This is a genomic window from Pseudonocardia hierapolitana (genome assembly GCF_007994075.1).
GTDB lineage: Bacteria > Actinomycetota > Actinomycetes > Mycobacteriales > Pseudonocardiaceae > Pseudonocardia > Pseudonocardia hierapolitana.
In genome coordinates this window covers 693,344-710,311 of the sequence record NZ_VIWU01000001.1, presented here as the reverse complement: position 1 = coordinate 710,311, position 16,968 = coordinate 693,344, and the positions used below count along the sequence as shown (strand labels likewise).

The window sequence follows — 16,968 nt, the reverse complement described above, 5'->3', positions numbered from 1 at the left end:
CGTGCGTCGGGTTCACAGGGAGACCATCCCGCACCAGAACAGCGGGCCTGCGCTGACGTCGACGTCGTACTTGCGCGCGAAGGTCAGCCGTCCGTCGTCGCCGATGCCGAACACGGAGAATCCGGCGGGCACGTCGCGCACCTGGTCGCCGTTGCGCTCGGACAGCGGTGCGACGGCCGCTGTCACCAGCATCCTCCCGTTCGGATGGATGGAGAAGGTGCGCGCGTGGTAGGCGTCGATGCCGATGGTCTGGATCAGGGTGGGTTCGCCGCCTGCCTCGTCGATGGAGAAGACGGCGACGGTGTTCTCCCCGGGCCCGTGGACCTTCCTCCCGCCGAAGTCGACGGTGCCGTCGGACCGGTTGACGAGATAGACGTACCTGCCGTTGGGGTGGACGTGGATCGGTCCCAGGTACTGCGCGGGCGCGCGGAGCGCGGGTTGGCTCACGGTCGCCTTGGTGAACAGTGGGGACGGGGTGATCCCGTCGTCCTGCACCCCGAAGGTCAGTAGCTCGTTGTTCCGCTCCATCGAGACGTACATCCACGGTTTCGTCGGATGGAAGTCCACGTGCCGCGGACCGAAGTCCAGCCCGTCGCCGTCGGCGATCGATGATCCGTCCGACAGTCGGCCGTCGGAGAACCGGAACACCCGAATTGCGCCGGGGGCCGCGGGTGCCGTGGCGGTGGCGTCGCCGCCACGGGCGCTGACCACGACGAGGTTCGCCGAGGGCGCGACGCGCACCTGGTGGGCGTAGACGCCGACGTCGACGGGTTCTCGTTGCGCGACCGGATCATCGATCGAGCCGTCCGCGTTCAGCGTGTGCACGGTCAGGTTGGACGGCTGGTTGTAGGCGATCAGGAGGTGGCGCCCGGCCGGGTCCACGCTGATGTGGATCGGTCGGTTGTCGAGCGCGAGCGGCTGGTCGAATTCGGTCAGGCGCCCGGTTCCGCGATCGATCCGGTAGGCGGCGACACCGTGGTTGTCGTTCGCCTTCGCCCGGTTGCTGTAGGCCACGTACATCACGGGCAGCGTCGGGTGCACCCAGACGTACTGCACGAGATCGGGTGTGCGCGTGACGCTGTCCCGGGTGAGGGTCAGGGCGTTCTCGTCCACGGTGTACGAACCGAGGTCGGCGCCGACCGAGGCGTAGAACACGGTCCGAGCGGGCTCTGGCGATTCAGCCGGCCCTGCCGATGCGCACGCGACGCCCGATGTCGCACTGGCCGAGATCCCCGCCATCAGCATCACGAACTTTCGTCGACCCAGTCGGGGCAGCCCGTTGCTGCACGTGTCCATGCCCTCAGCCTCCGTTGGCCGGAATGCCGCGAGGCTAGGGCGCCAACTGATACTCGTCCAACACCGTGTGAGCATTGGGCGATGCGCTCACGGTATCGCCCGTTCGAATGATCCCGAACGGTTCTTCCTGTTCGTCCTCATCGCCGTCTCGGTCACGGATGTCGGATCTCTGACGAGTGGCCCCCCGATCGTGTGCCCCGCGCCCGATTGGACGAGACTGCCCGCCGTGACGACGGGTGAGGTGAGGAAATGAGGCTGGCGACGATCCGCACGGCGACGGGCAACCGTGCGGTCCGGGTGGATGCGACCGCAGCGGTGGAGACGGGCGAGGCGGACGTCCGCGCGTTGCTGGAGCGGCCGGACTGGGCGGAGCACGCCGCCGCGGCCGCCGGGCCGTCGCACCCGCTGGAGGGCCTGGACTACGCGCCGCTCGTGCCATCGCCGGAGAAGATCATCTGCGTCGGCCTGAATTACCGCGACCACGTCCTCGAGATGGGCAACCAGCTGCCCGACTTCCCGACGGTCTTCGCGAAGTTCGCCCCTGCGCTCGTCGGGGCCCGCGACGACATCGTGCTGCCGCGGGCGTCGACGGCGATCGACTGGGAGGTCGAGCTGACGGTCGTGATCGGCCGGTCGATCCGGCACGCCACGCCGGAGCAGGCCGAGGCGGCGATCGCCGGCTACACCGTCCTCAACGACGTGAGCGTGCGCGACTTCCAGCGCCGCACGTCGCAGTTCCTGCAGGGCAAGACGTTCGAGCGCACCACCCCGCTGGGGCCGTGGCTCGTGACGCCCGACGAGCTCCCGGACGGCGGCTGGGAGGTCTCCACCGTGCTCGACGGCGAGACGATGCAGCGCTCGTCCACCGAGGAGCTGGTGTTCTCGCCGGTGGACCTGATCGTCTACCTGTCCGGGATCGTGACGCTGAACCCGGGCGACGTGATCGCCACCGGCACGCCCGGCGGCGTCGGCCACGCCCGCAAGCCCCCGCGCTACCTCACCGACGGGGCCGAGCTCGTCACCCGCATCGAGGGCGTCGGTGAGTGCCGCAACACCTGCTGCCTGGAGGCAGCGCCGTGAAACAGCGGGCGATGACGGTTGCCGGTCCCCGCTCGCTCGCCCACACGCTCGCGTGGGCCGGCGACGGTGCCGCCCACCTGCGCGGCCTCATGATGCGGATGGGGGAGGACGCGTTCGCGGCACCGTCCGCGCTACCGGGGTGGAGCCGGGCGCACGTGCTGACGCACGTCGCGCGCAACGCCGACGCGATGATCAACCTGCTGACCTGGGCGAAGACCGGCGTCCGCACCCCTGCGTACGCGAGCCGCGAGCAGCGCGACGCCGACATCGATGCGGGTGCGCGCCGGGCGCCGGTGGAGATCCGCGCGGACGTCGTGGAGTCCTCCGACCGGCTCGCCCAGGTGGTGCGGGGGATGCCGGAGGCCGCCTGGTCGGCGCACGTCGAGAACGCGCAGGGCAAGGACCTGCTCGCGATCGACATCCCGTGGCTGCGCGCCCGCGAGATGTGGATCCACGCCGTCGACCTCGACGTCGGCGCCTCGTTCGCCGACATGCCTGCTCCGATGGTGGCCACGCTGCTCACCGACGTCGTCGCCACGATGGGGGAGCGGCCCGACTGCCCCGCTCTGCGCCTTGCAACCCCGGACGGTTCCGTCTGGGAGGTCGGCGACCAGGCCACGGCGACGACGATCACCGGCCCTGCCTCCGGCCTCGCGGCCTGGCTGCTCGGCCGCAGCAAGGGGCGCGACCTGAACAGCTCCGGCGGCAGGAAGCTCCCCGCCCTGCCCCGCTGGCTCTGACGCGACGCCCGACTCGCCGCGCCAGAACGTCGGACTCGCCGCGCCAGAACGTCGGACTCGCCGCGCCAGAACGTCGGACTCGCCGCGCCAGAACGTCGGACTCGCCGCGCCAGAACGTCGGACTCGCCGCGCCAGAACGTCGGACTCGGACTCGCCGCGCCAGAACGTCGGACTCGCCGCGCCAGAACGCCCGACTCGCCGTGTCGAAATGTCCGACTCGCCGTGTCGGGGATGTCGGACTCGCCCGGGCGGGGCGCCTCGAGCACGCGAGTCCGACGTTCGTGCACGGTGAGTCAGACGTTTGTGCACGGCGAGTCCGACGTTCGCGCGCGGCGAGTCCGACGTTCGTGCACGGTGAGTCTCGCGTGTGGACGCGGTGAGTCCGGCATGTGGCACGGTGAGTCCGGCGATGTGAGTCGGCTCGTGCGGGGTGGCCGTCCGTCCCCGGCGCGCGCTGGTCCGTGGGAGGCTCCGGCCGTGCACCCGTCGCCGCGTCCCACACCGGACTTCGCCGCCGTCCGTGCCGAGTTCGCGCTCCCCGACGCCTTCCCGGCGCCGGTGCTCGTCGAGGCGGCCAGGGCGGCCGCGGGTCGGCCCGGTCCCGGGCCCGGGAGGCGCGACGCCACGGACGTCGAGCTGGTGACGATCGACCCTCCCGGCTCGAAGGACCTCGACCAGGCGCTGGGTGTCGCCCGGCGCCGGTCGGGTTTCCGGGTGTACTACGCCATCGCCGACCTCGGCGCGGTGGTGACACCCGGCGGGGCGCTGGACGCGGAGGTGCGGCGGCGCGGGCAGACGATCTACCTCCCCGACGGGTCGGTGCCGCTGCACCCGGCCGAGCTGTCCGAGGACGCGGCGAGCCTGCTCCCGGACGGGCCGCGCGCGGCCGTGCTGTGGACGTTCGACCTGGACGACGCGGGCGAGCAGGTCGCGGTGTCCGTGGAGCGGGCGGTGGTGCGGTCGCGGGCCCGGCTGGACTACGCGGGCGTGCAGGCCGACCTGGCCGCGGGCCGCGTGCACCCGGCTCTGGCCGCCCTTCCCGAGCTCGGGCCGCTGCGCCGCGCCCACGCGGTGCGACGAGGGGCGATCGAGCTGGAGCTTCCCGAGCAGGAGGTCGTGCCCGACGGGTCCGGTGGCTGGACGGTGCGCGTGCGGCGCAGGCTCGACGTCGAGTCGTGGAACGCGGAGATCTCGCTGCTCACGGGCATGGCCGCAGCGCGGATCATGCTCGACGCGGGCGTCGGCCTGCTGCGCACGCTGCCGGCGCCGGAACCGGACGCGCTGGCGGCGTTCCGGCGCACGGCGCGCGAGCTCGGCTTCGGGTGGCCGGAGGACGCGCCGGCGGCGGAGCTGCTCGCCGGGCTGCCCGCGGACACGCCGTCCGCCCTCGCGGTGCGCCGCGCGGCCACCGCGCTGCTGCGCGGGGCCGGGTACCACGCGTTCGACCGCTCCGCGGGCACGGAGCCGCCGGCCGACGCCGGGCACGGCGGAATCGGCGCGCCGTACAGCCACGTCACGGCCCCGCTGCGCCGGCTGGCCGACCGCTTCAGCACCGAGGTCTGCCTGGCGGTCACCGCGGGAGCCGAGCTGCCCGAGTGGGTCCGCGCGGCGCTCCCGACGCTGCCGGCGGTGATGGACGAGTCGGACGCCCTTGCCTCGCGGGTGGACCGGGCCTGCCTCGACCGCACCGAGGCCGCGCTGCTGCGGGGGAGCGTGGGGCAGGAGTTCGACGCGGTCGTCCTGCGGGCGGACGGCGAGGCGGGCGAGGTCTACCTGCCCGACCCACCCGTGCTCGCCCGCTGCACCGGTGCCTTCACGGCGGGCGCGGTCGTGCGTGTGCGCCTCACCGCAGCGAACCCGGAAACCGGCCAGATCGAGTTCGCCGCTTCCTGATTCGGCCCGTCGTGCGCGGCTACGCTCGTCTGCGGCGGGCGGTCCGCCGATGACACGGGGAGGTGGGCCGGTGCCCGGCCGTGCGTTCCGCTACGGGATCGAGCACGAGATCGCGCTCGTGCACGTCGGCGGCGGGTTCGCCGACTACACGTCCACCACGTTCGACGAGCTGCAGGCCGTTGTGGACGCGCTGCCCGAGGACTCGGCCGACTACCCGGACCTGCGGGTCGGTGATCAGGGCATCAAGCGCAAGCGGTGGTACGTCGAGGGCTACGAGCGATTCGACGAGCACGGCGGGCTGATCCGGTGCGACCCGAAGGGCCTCGAGGTGCGCACCCGCATCCACGACTCGATCGAGGCCGCCGTCGCGGCGCTGCGCGATGACCTGCGCCTTCTCGACGCGGAGCTGGCCGGCACGGAGCTGCGCGCCACGACGGTCGCGTTCAACCCCGTCCGCTCCGAGTACCGGATCGAGCCACCGCTCAACGCGTGGGAGCAGGCCCACCGGCAGGACTCGCCCGAGGAGCGCACGGCCCACCTGCACATGTCGACCTACGGGCCGGACCTGAACCTGTCGTGCGCGGGCCTCGACGAGCCCGCCGTCGTCGACGCCGGGCGCAAGCTCACCTACTACAGCCCGTGGCTGGTGCCGCTGTCGTTCTCCTCCCCGTTCCGCGACGGCGGGCCGTGGGGCGGGCTGTCGGCCCGCACGGCGGTCCGCACCGGCGTCCGGCCCGCCGCGCTCGTGTTCCTCGCGGGCTCGGACGGGCAGCTCGACGCCGACCCGTCGCTCACCCAGGTGGCGCGCCTGCCCGCCGAGGTGGGCCGCATCGAGTTCAAGGCGTTCGACGCCTGCCCCGACCCCGAGCTCTACGGCGAGCTGCTCTCCCTGCTCACCGGCGTCGTGCTGGACGCGACGCTGCCGGGGCGACGCACCACGCCCGACGCGGGCCTGCACAAGCACGTGGCCGGCGTGGGGCTCGCCGACGACGACGTGCACGCCGGCACCGGGGAGCTCCTCGACGCGGCCGAGCGGGCCATGGCGGACCGCCCGGCCGACCTCGCTCGCCTCGCCCGGCTGCGGGAGCGGTGGCTCCGCCGGGAGTCGCCCGCAGAGGCGATGCTCGCGGCGTACCGCGCAGGGGGGCCGGTGGCCGGGCTGCGCCCGTGAGCGATTCCCGACGAACGCGCCGTTCGTCGGATCAGGTGTAGGAGTGCTCCTCGGCCGGGTAGCGGCCGTCGGCCACGTCCGCGCCGAAGCGGCGCGCCGCGTCGAGCAACACCGCGCCGACGTCCGCGTACTGCTTCACGAACCGCGGCTTGCGTCCCCGGTTCATGCCGGCCATGTCCGACCACACGAGCACCTGGGCGTCGCAGTCCGGGCCCGCGCCGATCCCGATCGTGGGGACGTCCAGCTCGGCCGTTACGCGCTTCGCGACGTCGGCCGGAACCATCTCCAGCACCACCGCGAAGGCGCCCGCCGCCTGCAGGGCGAGGGCGTCCTCCACGAGCCGGTCGGCCGCTCCGCCGCGCCCCTGCACGCGGAACCCGCCCAGCGCGTGCTCGCTCTGCGGGGTGAAGCCCAGGTGCGCCATCACCGGGATGCCGGCGCCGACGAGGGCGTCGACCTGCGGGACGAACCGGGCCCCGCCCTCGAGCTTCACGGCGTGTGCGCCCGCTTCCTTCATGAAGCGGAACGCCGTGGTGAGCGCCTGCTCGGGCCCGGTCTGGTAGCTGCCGAACGGCAGGTCGGCCACGACGAGCGCGGTTCGCGCGCCCCGCGACACCGCCTTGACCAGCGGCAACAGTTCCTCGACCGTCACCGGCAGGGTGTTGTCGTACCCGTAGACGTTGTTGGCGGCGGAGTCGCCGACGAGCAGCACCTTGATGCCGGCCTCGTCGAAGATCTCCGCGGTGTAGGCGTCGTAGGCGGTGAGCATGGCCCAGCGCTCGCCGCGTTCCTTGAGAGCGTGCAGGTGCGGGATGCGGACCCGCTTCGGCCGCTCGGCGGTGCGGTACGGGGACTCCTCAGACATCGCTGTCCGTCCTCCCTCGAGGCCCGTGCGGGTCCCCGGGTCGTCAGGTGCTAACGGGAGAAGCGTGACACCGGGCGCGGACGACGGGCGCGCCGCTGGGACGAGGTTCACACGTCCGGGATCGAGCGGGACGACACGCGGGACTCGCCGTGACGACATGCCCGTCTCGCCGTGACGAGACGTCGGACTCGCCGGGGCGAAACGTCGGACTCGCGGCGAGCCCTGCGCAGCGGCCGGCGAGTCTTGCGTTCCGACACCGCGAGTCTTGCGTTCCGACACGGCGAGTCTTGCGTTCCGACACCGCGAGTCTTGCGTTCCGACACGGCGAGTCTTGCGATTCGGCACCGCCAATCTTGCGTTCCGTGGCGACTCCTCGCGTAGAGGCAGCCCTGACGCGCCCGGTCGGTTCACCGGGCCGGAACACGGCGCGCTGGCATGCTGGGGTCCGTGCTCGACCCACTGCGCTCCGTCGTCGTCGCCGCCTGCTCCGCCGCGCTCGTGCTGGCGGGTTGCAGCCAGCCGTCATCGCCGGTGCCTGCCGCCCCGCAGCCGGCGGCGCAGCCTGCCGAGCTCACGCGCTTCTACGAGCAGCAGCTCAGCTGGGGTTCGTGTGTCGACTACGCCGCGAGCGCGAGCGACCGCGCCGCGTTCGACGACGAGGCGCTCGAGTGCGCCCGGCTGGAGGTCCCGCTCGACTACACCGAGCCCGACGGGCGCACCGCCCACATCGGTGTGCTGCGCCAACGCGCCACGGGGGACCGGATCGGGTCGCTGCTGGTGAACCCGGGCGGGCCGGGCGCGTCCGGGATGAGCCTCGGCGCGTCGATGTCGCGCAGGCTCGCGAGCAGCCCCCTCGGCCAGCGCTTCGACATCGTCGGGTTCGACCCGCGGGGCGTCGGGGCCAGCACCCCGACCATCGACTGCCTGAACGACGCCGAGTGGGAGGTCGAGCGCGCCGACCTGGACGTGGACCCGTCCCCGACCGGCGTGGCGCAGACGGAGGCGGAGAACCAGCAGTACGCGCAGCGGTGCACCGAGCGCTCCGGCGGTGCGGACGTGCTGGCGAACGTCGGCACCCGGGACGTGGTCCGCGACGTGGACATCCTGCGCCACGTCCTCGGCGACGAGAAGCTGACCTACCTCGGCTACTCCTACGGCACGCGCATCGGCTCGGCGTACGCGGAGGCGTTCCCGCAGAACGTGCGGGCGCTGGTGCTCGACGGCGCGCTCGACCCCGAGCAGACCACCGTGCAGCGGACCGTCGACCAGAACGCGGGCTTCCAGAAGGCCTTCGACGCCTTCGCCGCCGACTGCGCAACGCAGCCGGACTGCCCGCTGGGCACCGACCCGGCCCGGGCCACCGCCACCTTCCAGGCCCTCACCCGCCCGCTGATAGACCGGCCGGCGCCGGCCGACGGGGGCGCGCGCACGCTCTCCTACCCGGACGCGGTGACGGGCACGATCCAGGCGCTGTACCTGTCGGACTTCTGGCCGCTGCTCTCGGGGGGCCTGTCGGCGCTCGCGTCCGGCGACGGCACGATCCTGATGCGCCTGGCCGACATGTACAACGACCGCGACCAGGACGGGCGCTACGGCAACGGGATCGAGGCGTTCGTCGTCATCAGCTGCGTCGACGAGGAGCGCATCACCGAGCGGGCCGAGCAGGGCGAGCTGATCCGGCGGTCCAACGAGGCGGCGCCGTTCCGCGACGACGGCCGCGGTGTCGTCGCCGCGCTCGACCCGTGCGCGTTCTGGCCCGCTCCGCCCACGAGCGAGCCGCACACACCGCGGGTGCAGGGCCTGCCGCCGACGCTCACGGTCTCGGTGACCGGTGATCCTGCGACGCCGTACCAGGCCGGGGTGGACCTGGCGAAGGCGCTCTCCGGGAGCCTGCTGTCGGTCGAGGGGGCGCAGCACACGGTGGCGCTGCAGGGCAACCGGTGCGTGGACGACATCGTCAGCGCCTACCTCGTGGACCTGCGGCTTCCTCCAGACGGGGCCCGCTGCAGCCTCGCGCCGACCCCGGGCGGGTGACGTGGGTAACACTGTCCCCCGCGCCGACGACAGGAGGGCAGGGCCGGCGAGCAAGAGGGGCGCACCACGGTGCGGGCCGGACCACTGGCAGCGCCCGTCCGGGCACGGACGGGCGCTGTCGCGCGTTCGCGTTCGGAGTGGCCCAGATCGCACGCCCTGAGCAGGCAGGAAACATGTCTGTAACCCGACGTTCCTAGGCTCGGCGCCCATGGACCGACAGCAGGAGTTCGTCCTCCGCACGCTCGAGGAACGCGACATCCGCTTCGTGCGGCTCTGGTTCACCGACGTGCTCGGGTACCTCAAGTCGGTCGCCGTGGCGCCCGCGGAACTGGAGGGCGCGTTCGCCGAGGGCATCGGCTTCGACGGATCCGCGATCGAGGGCTTCGCGCGCGTCTACGAGTCCGACATGGTGGCCCGCCCCGATCCGTCGACGTTCCAGGTGCTGCCCTGGGAGACCGCGCCGGGTGAGCACTACTCGGCCCGCATGTTCTGCGACATCGCCATGCCGGACGGCTCCCCGTCCTGGGCCGACCCGCGGCACGTGCTGCGGCGGGCGCTCTCGCGGGCGGGCGAGGCGGGTTTCACGTGCTACGTGCACCCGGAGATCGAGTTCTACCTGCTGCGCGGCCTGCCGTCCGACGGGTCGCGGCCCGAGCCCGCCGACTCCGGTGGCTACTTCGACCAGTCCAGCCACGACGTCGCCCCGCACTTCCGGCGCAACGCGATCGAGACGCTCGAATCGATGGGCATCTCCGTCGAGTTCAGCCACCACGAGGGCGGTCCCGGCCAGCAGGAGATCGACCTGCGCTACGCCGACGCCCTGACGATGGCCGACAACATCATGACCTTCCGGTACGTGGTGAAGGAGGTCGCGCTCACCCAGGGCGTCCGGGCGTCGTTCATGCCCAAGCCGTTCTCCGAGCACCCCGGCTCGGCGATGCACACGCACTTCTCGCTCTTCGAGGGCGACCGCAACGCCTTCCACGACCCCGACGACCCCTACGAGCTCTCCGAGACCGGCAAGGCGTTCGTCGCCGGGGTGCTGCGGCACGCGCGGGAGATCAGCGCCGTCACCAACCAGTGGGTGAACTCCTACAAGCGGCTCATCATCGGCGGTGAGGCGCCCACCGCCGTGTCGTGGGGCCACGCCAACCGGTCGGCGCTGGTGCGTGTGCCGATGTACTCGCCGGGCAAGGCGTCCACGCGGCGGGTGGAGATCCGCACGCTCGACAGCGCCTGCAACCCCTACCTCGCCTTCGCCGTGATCCTCGGCGCCGGCCTCACCGGCGTGCAGAAGGGCTACGAGCTGCAGCCGCCCACCGAGGACGACGTCTGGTCGCTCACCGAGACCGAGCGCCGTGCCCTCGGGTACGAGGCGCTGCCGCAGAACCTCACCGAGGCGCTATCGGTGATGGAGCACTCGGAGCTCGTGGCCGAGATCCTCGGCGAGCACGTCTTCGACTTCTTCCTGCGCAACAAGCGCAGGGAGTGGGACGGCTACCGCCGCCAGGTCACCCCGTACGAGCTGGCGACGTACCTGCCGGTCCTGTAGGTGTCGGCAAAGCCACTTTCACGACGCCAGGCGTCATGAAAGTGGCTTTGCTGACACGGGCCGGGGCGGCATCGTCGGTGCATGGAGATCGTTCTGCACGATGACCCCCGCGCGTTCGCCGCGGCCGCCGGCCCGCTCCTGCAGGCCGACCCGCTGCGCCACACCATGGCGCTCACCGTGCTCGACGCGATGCACCGGGGCGGCGAGCCGAGCGCGGTGCTGCTCACCGTGCAGGAAGCGGGCGAGGTGACGGGGGCGGCGTTGCGGTCGCCGGGCCGGGCGACGCTCGTCTCGGCCGTGCCCGCGCGACACGCCGCGGTCGTCGAACGGGTGCTGGCCGAGGCGGACCCCGTCGCGGACGGGGCGCACGGACCCGTCGCCGAGGCCGAGGCGTTCGCCGCCGCGCGCGTCGCGCGCACCGGCTGCCGGGTGGAGCCTTCGATGCGGACGCGACTGTTCGCGCTGGACGTGCTCGCACCCCCGCACGGGGTGCCCGGGCGGGCCCGCCTCGCGGAGGCCGGCGACATCCCGCTGCTCGGGGCGTGGCGCCGGGCGTTCGGCGCGGAGGCCGGGCACGACAAGGAGCACGACCCGGAGGGTCTGGTTACCCGCTCCCTGCGGCTCGGGGCAGGCGAGATGCTATGGGAGGTCGGCGGAACGCCGGTCGCGCAGGCGTGCGCGAAGCCGGTGATCGCCCGCGCGTCCCGGATCGGGCCGGTCTACACCCCGCCGGAGCACCGCGGACACGGCTACGCCGCGGCCGTGACGGCAGCGGCGTCGCAGTGGGCGCTCGACGCCGGCGCGGAGCGGGTGGTGCTCTTCACCGACCTCGCCAACCCCACGACCAACCGGCTCTACCCCCGCATCGGGTACCGCCCCGTGCACGACGCGGTCGAGCTGCGGTTCATCGCATGATCGTTTCGAGAAATCTCGGAACGATCGATCAGTCGGAGGTGCCGCGGAGCGCCCTAGGACGGGCGCTGGAGGTGATCCGGGAACGATCATGCGCGAGCACCCCGCTCGCGGCTCTGCGCGCGGTACGCAGCCTGCGCCGCCCCGGCGAGCTCCGCCAGGCGGCAGGGCGAGAGCGGCGCGACGTTCAGGCTGCTCGGACAGCCCCGGCAGCGCCCGTCCGGCCCGGCGACGTGCACCACCAGCAGCTGCGACCACAACCGCGTCCACCCGGCGATCACGGCCCCGGCCTCGGTGATCCGGTCCCGGGGCTTCCCCTCGATCTGCATGTCGGGGGAGGGTCCGGGTGGCCGGTGTCGGCTGGATCTTTCACCTGACACCTCCCACCTGCCACGATCTGTTGTCGAGCGGTCGCGGAGAGCGGGGAGGGTGGGGCGTGCGCAACGGTTCCCTCGTCCGGAGACGTCAGCTGGCGCGCACCCTGCGGGAGCTGCGGGTGCACGCCGGCCTGACCATCGAGGCGGCCGCGCCGCTGCTCGACTTCTCCCCGAGCAAGCTCAGCCGCATCGAGAACGCCCACCAGGGCGTCGACGTGCACATCGTGCGCAGCATGCTCGACCTGTTCGACGTCGGCGGCGACCGGTGGACCGAGATCCTGGAGCTGACCCGGGAGGCCAGCGCCAAGGGGTGGTGGCGGGCCTACGGGCTGGACGACCGGGGTTACGTCCCCCTCGAAGCCGAGGCGAGCACGATCCGCGACTTCACGGTGACCTACGTGCCCGGGCTCCTGCAGACGGCGGACTACGCCAGGGCGCTGTTCGAGACGTCCTTCCGCCGCCGCAGCGAGGCCACCCTCGAACGCGACGTGACGGTCCGGATGATCCGGCAGGCCCGCCTGACCTCGGCGGAGCGGCCGTTGGAGCTCTTCGCGCTGATCGAGGAGTCGGTGCTGCACCGGCCGGTGGGTGGAACCGCGGTGATGCGCGCCCAGCTCGCACGCCTGGTTGAAGCCGCCTCACTCGAGACGGTGACGGTCCAGGTGCTCCCGACCGGCATCGGAGCACATCCCGGGATCGACGGTGCGTTCACCGTGCTCAGCTTCGAGGGTCTCGGCGAGCCGGACATGGGGTACGTCGAGCACCCGATGGGTGCCGTGCACGTCGACAAGGAGGAGGACGTCACGCGGGCTAGGCTGGTGTTCGACCACCTGCGCACGGTCGCGCACAGCCCGGCTGAGTCGGTCGCACTGATCGAGCGGGTGGCCGCGCAGATGTAGCCGCGACCGCGAGAGGTGCCCGATGCTCGCCCTGGATCCCTCAGGCGCCTGGCGGAAGAGCAGTTTCAGCGGCGGCAACGGAGGTGGCGACGGCTGCGTCGAGGTCGCCGTCCTGCCCGTCGGCGTGGTCGCCGTCCGGGACACGAAGGACCGGGCCCGCCCTCCGCACGTCCACTCCGCACCCGCCTGGCGCGAGTTCCTGGCGGGCGTCCGCGCCGGGGAGTTCGACGCCTGACCCCGGCGGGCGCCACGCACCCGACGATTGCTCACGCACCCCTCGCCGGCTCGCGCGATCCGTCGACGGGGCGCGTCGGCCGAGCCGGGGTGTGTGAGCGGGCTCGGGGAGCGTGGAGCCGCACCGCCCGGTGAGGCCTCAGCGTAGGCGCGTCAGCAGGCGGGCCGACTGCCTCGCCGTCACGTCCGGCAGGTAGGCGCGGGCTATCGCGAGGCCGATGGCGGGCAGGGCCGCGGGGTCGGGGTAGCAGAGGTGCAGCGGCCGGTACTCCGGCTGGAACTTCGCCTTGAACGCGAGCAGCGACCGGAACCCGTACACCGGTTCGAGGGCGTGGCCGATGACGTCGAGCAGGCGCTGCAGGGCGGCGGGCTGCTCGCCGCGGTCGAGGCGGGCGAGCGGGGCCCCGGACAGGCTCAGGAACTGCGCGTCCTCCTCCTGGAACCGCTGCACGGCCGAGGCGATGAGGAACTCCATCACGCCGCGGAAGCCGGTCTCGCGGCGGCGCATGAAGTCCAGGGTCCAGCCGACGACGGCGCCGTCGCGGTGGACGGGCAGCCAGCTGGTGACGCCGTGCACGGTGCGGTCGGCGTCCACCGCGAGCAGGCAACGCACCTCCTGGTCGGCGAGCTCGTCGAGGCCGCCGAGGGTGAAGCCCATCTCGGGGAGGCCCTTGTCGGCGACCCACTCCTCGCTGATCGCGCGGATCTGGTCGGTGAGGGCGAGCGGGGCGTCGGCGTAGCGGATCCACTCGGCGGTGATCCCGGCCTTCGCGGCGCGGTTGAGCGCGGTGCGCACGTCCTGCCACTTCTTCCCGGTGAAGGTCAGCTCGGGCAGCGGCAGCACGGTCTCCTCGGCCACCTGCACCGAGCTCCAGCCCAGCGCCTCGCACGCCTTCCGGGTGTCGTCGGTGACGCTGTAGAGCGCGGGGGTCCAGCCGTGCTCCCGGCAGAACGCGGCGAACTCGGCGACGGTGTCGCCGCTGGGGGTGCCGATCGGGTCGGCGGTGGTGAGCGCGACGGAGCCGATCACCCGGTGGGCGATGGCCGCCTCGCCGCGGGCGTCGAACCAGTAGGAGTTGCCGGGCCACGTCGCGAGCCAGCCGAGGTTGGAGCCGCCGCGGCGGGCGAGCTCGCGGGCCCGCTCGGTGTCGCGGGCCTCCGGGTCGGCGCGCGGGCGGCGGAACGTCGCGAGCAGGCCGATGGCCACGACCAGCCAGAACACGACGCCGGTCCACTCGAACAGGAGCGTGGCGAGATAGCCCTGGGGCAGGAAGTCGGGTTCGATCTCGCCGAGGTAGCCGGGCGGGAGGAAGCGCTCCGGCAGGTCGGCGAGGAGCTGCCCGGGGGTGGGCGGCCGGTCGAACTGGTCCGCGATGGCCGCGCCGAGCCCCACGTACAGGGCGCTCACGGCCGCGAGCACGGCCAGGGCGGTGAGCAGCAGTTTGCGGTAGGTGCCGGCGGGGGCGCGCACGGCGAACCGGTCGCGCGTCCACCACAGCAGCACGGCCACGGCGAGCGGCAGGAGCGGCGGCAGCGCCAGCGCGAGGATCCGGCGCGCACCGGGCGCGGCCTGGTAGACCATCAGCTGCTCGACCGGCGTGGACACCACCAGCACGGCGAGCAGCACACCGAGCACGGCGAGCACGAGGTTCAGCGCGATGCCGACGACGAGGGCGGCGCGCCTGCCGCGACGCAGCCCGTCGGCGACCACGAGCAGCAGCAGCACGGGGATCACGGATGCGAGCGCCGGGCCGATTCCCGACAGGCGCAGCTGCGCCTGCAGGCTCCGGCAGAGGCCGGCGTCACCCGTGGCGCAGATCTGCTGCACGGTCACGGCGTCCGGCGGCGGGGAGAGCACCACGAACTGCAGCACCGACAGCGGGCCGATCGGGGCGCGGGAGATCGCCGCGACGAGCGGGCCGACGGCCGAGGCGGCCACCACCAGCGCGATGAGCACCCGCACCTCGGTGCGGCTGGCGGGGCCGGGATGCCGGTCGGGCGGGGCCAGCAGCCGACCGGCGGCGAGCCCGACCAGCCCGGAGCACAGCATGATGACCTCGGGCAGCTCGCCGGAGTACGCCACCAGCATCACCAGCGCGGCGAGTACGAGGAGCCGCAGCCTGCGCCGCCACAGTGCCGAGAGCGTGCTGCTCACCGCGAGTACGAGCCCGACTGCGCCGGGCGCGGCGCCCACGACCACCTGGGCGGCGAGATCGCTGGGCCAGCCACCGCCCCTGACGGCGGCCCCCGCCGCGACGAGGCCGAGTGCGACCAGGGTGCCGGCCACCTGCGTGCCGACCAGCAGCGCCGCCGTGCGCATCGCGCCGATCCGGTGCTCGGCGATCGCGCCGCCGAGGAGCACGAGCGCCGTGGTCGCGACGGCCGCGCCGACGGTGCCCCACCACAGCATCGCCGAGAGCGGGGTCCACCAACGGCCTGCGGCGAGCGGGCCGACGCCGGTGCCGACGTGCTCCATCAGGCGGTCGTTGGGGCCACCGGGGAGGCTGCGCGTCGCGAGCCCGTAGGCCCAGACCATCGCGACGAACGCGACTGAGAGCGGCGCCCGCCGGATCACCCGCACCAACGACCGGGCGACCCCGAGTAGCCCGGTCACGGCGTCATCCCCAGCCGCCTGGCCAGCCACGGCAGGGCGTCCTCCAGGCCCGGGCCCCACACCTCGAAGGTGTGCCCGCCGGGCTTGACGTCCAGCCGCACGTCCATGCCGGCCGCCTCGCAGGCCGCGAACACCCGCTGCGCCTGCGGCCCGTACTCCGTGTCCTGCTCGCCTGCGACGAGGAAGCCCGCTGTGTCGGGGAACTCCTTCCTGGCCAGCACGTCGAGCGGGTTGACGGCCGCGAACGCGGCCTCGTCGCCGCCGAACGCGGCCTGGACGGTGGAGGCGTGGTCGCCCAGCGTCGGTTCGGCCTCGCCGGAGATGTCCACGAACGTGGGGTACACCTGTGGCGCGTTCACGGCCATCTGCAACGAGCAGGTGCCGCCGTTCGAGAACCCGCCGATCGCCCAGCCGGACGGCTTCGGGTCGACCTGCAGGGTGTCGCGGATCCACGCGGGGACGTCCACCGACAGGTAGGTGGCGACGTTGCCGAGCCGGGAGTCCATGCACAGCGGGTTGTCGAGCGGGGTGCCGAGGTGGTCGGGCATCACGACCACGGGGGCGAGCCCGTCGTGGGCGGCGGCGAAGGCGTCCATCCGCTCGGCGAGCCGGCCGCCGTTCAGCCAGTCGTCGGGCGACCCGGGCTGGCCGGACAGCAGCACGAGCACGGGCAGCTGGGCCCGGGGCCGCGCCAGATACGCCGGCGGCAGGTACAGCCACGCCGGCCGCGCGGTGAAGCCCGACACGGTGGCCGGGATCGTCACCTCGGTGACGACGCCGGTGCCGGGCATCCCGGCCGGTGGGCGCCAGATCGCCGACAGCGGCAGCCCCGACCGGGCGACGATGACCTGCTCGCGCAGCGGGACCTGCGTGAACGGGATCTCGTCGACGGCCGGCAGTCCCATCGCCGTGCGCAGGGTCGGGTACTCCCGGTACACGACGTTCATCCCCTCCAGGGAGCCCGCCACCACCAGTAGCACCGCCACGACCGCACCCACCCGGCCCGGCCAGTGCCGCCCGCGCATCCCGAGCGCAGCGAGCCCGATCGCGGCGAGCACGGCCCCGACGAGGAGCAGCACCGGCAGCGGGACCGCGTCCGGGAACGGCTGCCAGACCTGGTCGACCAGCCCCGCCAGCAGCGCGGTCACGGCAGCGGCGACGAGCAGCACGGCGGGCACCGTGCGCGTCCACCAGCGGCGGGAGCGCCCGGCGAGCAGGAAGAGCCCCCCGGCCACGCCGGCTGCGCCGACGAGCACCGGGAGAGGGCCGCTCAGGAGCGGCGCGTCGAGCAGCCCGGACAC

Annotated in this window: 14 protein-coding genes; 9 read left to right on the top strand and 5 right to left on the bottom strand. The window is 73.2% G+C overall.

Annotated elements, in window-relative coordinates:
• Window positions 1–12: 12 nt before the first annotated feature.
• Window positions 13–1,155: a lactonase family protein gene (locus tag FHX44_RS03415; RefSeq protein ID WP_170308750.1), complete on the bottom strand. Its 1,143-nt coding sequence runs from the start codon at window positions 1,153–1,155 to the stop codon at window positions 13–15.
• Between the two features lie 390 nt (window positions 1,156–1,545).
• Here FHX44_RS03415 and FHX44_RS03410 point away from each other — a divergent pair, with 390 nt between their 5' ends.
• The 4 genes from FHX44_RS03410 (at window position 1,546) to FHX44_RS03395 (ending at window position 6,180) form a co-directional block, all read left to right on the top strand.
• Window positions 1,546–2,376, top strand: a complete 831-nt coding sequence (locus FHX44_RS03410) for a fumarylacetoacetate hydrolase family protein (protein ID WP_147254125.1) — start codon at window positions 1,546–1,548, stop codon at window positions 2,374–2,376.
• 11 nt (window positions 2,377–2,387) lie between these two features.
• Window positions 2,388–3,116 carry a maleylpyruvate isomerase family mycothiol-dependent enzyme gene (locus tag FHX44_RS03405; RefSeq protein ID WP_147254124.1) on the top strand — a complete coding sequence of 243 codons (729 nt, stop codon included), beginning with the start codon at window positions 2,388–2,390 and terminating at the stop codon, window positions 3,114–3,116.
• 477 nt (window positions 3,117–3,593) lie between these two features.
• The gene (locus FHX44_RS03400) at window positions 3,594–5,009 is read left to right on the top strand and encodes an RNB domain-containing ribonuclease (protein ID WP_246170187.1); all 1,416 of its coding nucleotides are present in this window, start codon (window positions 3,594–3,596) and stop codon (window positions 5,007–5,009) included.
• A gap of 70 nt (window positions 5,010–5,079) precedes the next feature.
• Window positions 5,080–6,180, top strand: coding sequence for a glutamate-cysteine ligase family protein (locus tag FHX44_RS03395; RefSeq protein WP_246170186.1), 1,101 nt, complete (start codon window positions 5,080–5,082; stop codon window positions 6,178–6,180).
• A gap of 31 nt (window positions 6,181–6,211) precedes the next feature.
• Here the strand turns inward: FHX44_RS03395 and panB are convergent, their stop codons facing one another.
• A complete protein-coding gene (gene panB / locus FHX44_RS03390; RefSeq protein WP_147254121.1) occupies window positions 6,212–7,045 on the bottom strand; it encodes a 3-methyl-2-oxobutanoate hydroxymethyltransferase in 834 nt (277 codons plus the stop codon).
• Window positions 7,046–7,492: 447 nt separating this feature from the next.
• On the opposite strand from panB, the gene FHX44_RS03385 reads away from it, so the two are divergent.
• The 3 genes from FHX44_RS03385 (at window position 7,493) to FHX44_RS03375 (ending at window position 11,546) form a co-directional block, all read left to right on the top strand.
• On the top strand, window positions 7,493–9,079 hold the full coding sequence (locus FHX44_RS03385) for an alpha/beta hydrolase (protein ID WP_246170185.1): 1,587 nt from the start codon (window positions 7,493–7,495) through the stop codon (window positions 9,077–9,079).
• A gap of 208 nt (window positions 9,080–9,287) precedes the next feature.
• Window positions 9,288–10,631: a type I glutamate--ammonia ligase gene (glnA, locus tag FHX44_RS03380; protein ID WP_147254119.1), complete on the top strand. Its 1,344-nt coding sequence runs from the start codon at window positions 9,288–9,290 to the stop codon at window positions 10,629–10,631.
• A gap of 81 nt (window positions 10,632–10,712) precedes the next feature.
• A complete protein-coding gene (locus tag FHX44_RS03375) occupies window positions 10,713–11,546 on the top strand; it encodes a GNAT family N-acetyltransferase (protein ID WP_147254118.1) in 834 nt (277 codons plus the stop codon).
• An 86-nt stretch (window positions 11,547–11,632) separates the two neighbouring features.
• Here the strand turns inward: FHX44_RS03375 and FHX44_RS03370 are convergent, their stop codons facing one another.
• On the bottom strand, window positions 11,633–11,872 hold the full coding sequence (locus FHX44_RS03370; protein WP_147254117.1) for a hypothetical protein: 240 nt from the start codon (window positions 11,870–11,872) through the stop codon (window positions 11,633–11,635).
• 107 nt (window positions 11,873–11,979) lie between these two features.
• On the opposite strand from FHX44_RS03370, the gene FHX44_RS03365 reads away from it, so the two are divergent.
• Together FHX44_RS03365 and FHX44_RS03360 are read left to right on the top strand one after the other, a co-directional pair.
• The gene (locus FHX44_RS03365; protein ID WP_246170184.1) at window positions 11,980–12,819 is read left to right on the top strand and encodes a helix-turn-helix domain-containing protein; all 840 of its coding nucleotides are present in this window, start codon (window positions 11,980–11,982) and stop codon (window positions 12,817–12,819) included.
• 22 nt (window positions 12,820–12,841) lie between these two features.
• Window positions 12,842–13,054 (top strand): DUF397 domain-containing protein, encoded by a 213-nt coding sequence (locus FHX44_RS03360; protein ID WP_147254116.1) that lies wholly within the window; start codon window positions 12,842–12,844, stop codon window positions 13,052–13,054.
• Between the two features lie 138 nt (window positions 13,055–13,192).
• On the opposite strand, the gene FHX44_RS03355 is transcribed toward FHX44_RS03360, so the two are convergent.
• Together FHX44_RS03355 and FHX44_RS03350 are read right to left on the bottom strand one after the other, a co-directional pair.
• Window positions 13,193–15,667, bottom strand: a complete 2,475-nt coding sequence (locus FHX44_RS03355) for a bifunctional lysylphosphatidylglycerol flippase/synthetase MprF (RefSeq protein WP_212612309.1) — start codon at window positions 15,665–15,667, stop codon at window positions 13,193–13,195.
• Complete coding sequence (locus FHX44_RS03350; protein ID WP_147254115.1) at window positions 15,664–16,968, bottom strand: alpha/beta hydrolase; 1,305 nt, start codon at window positions 16,966–16,968, stop codon at window positions 15,664–15,666. Before FHX44_RS03350 ends, FHX44_RS03355 begins: the two co-directional genes overlap by 4 nt.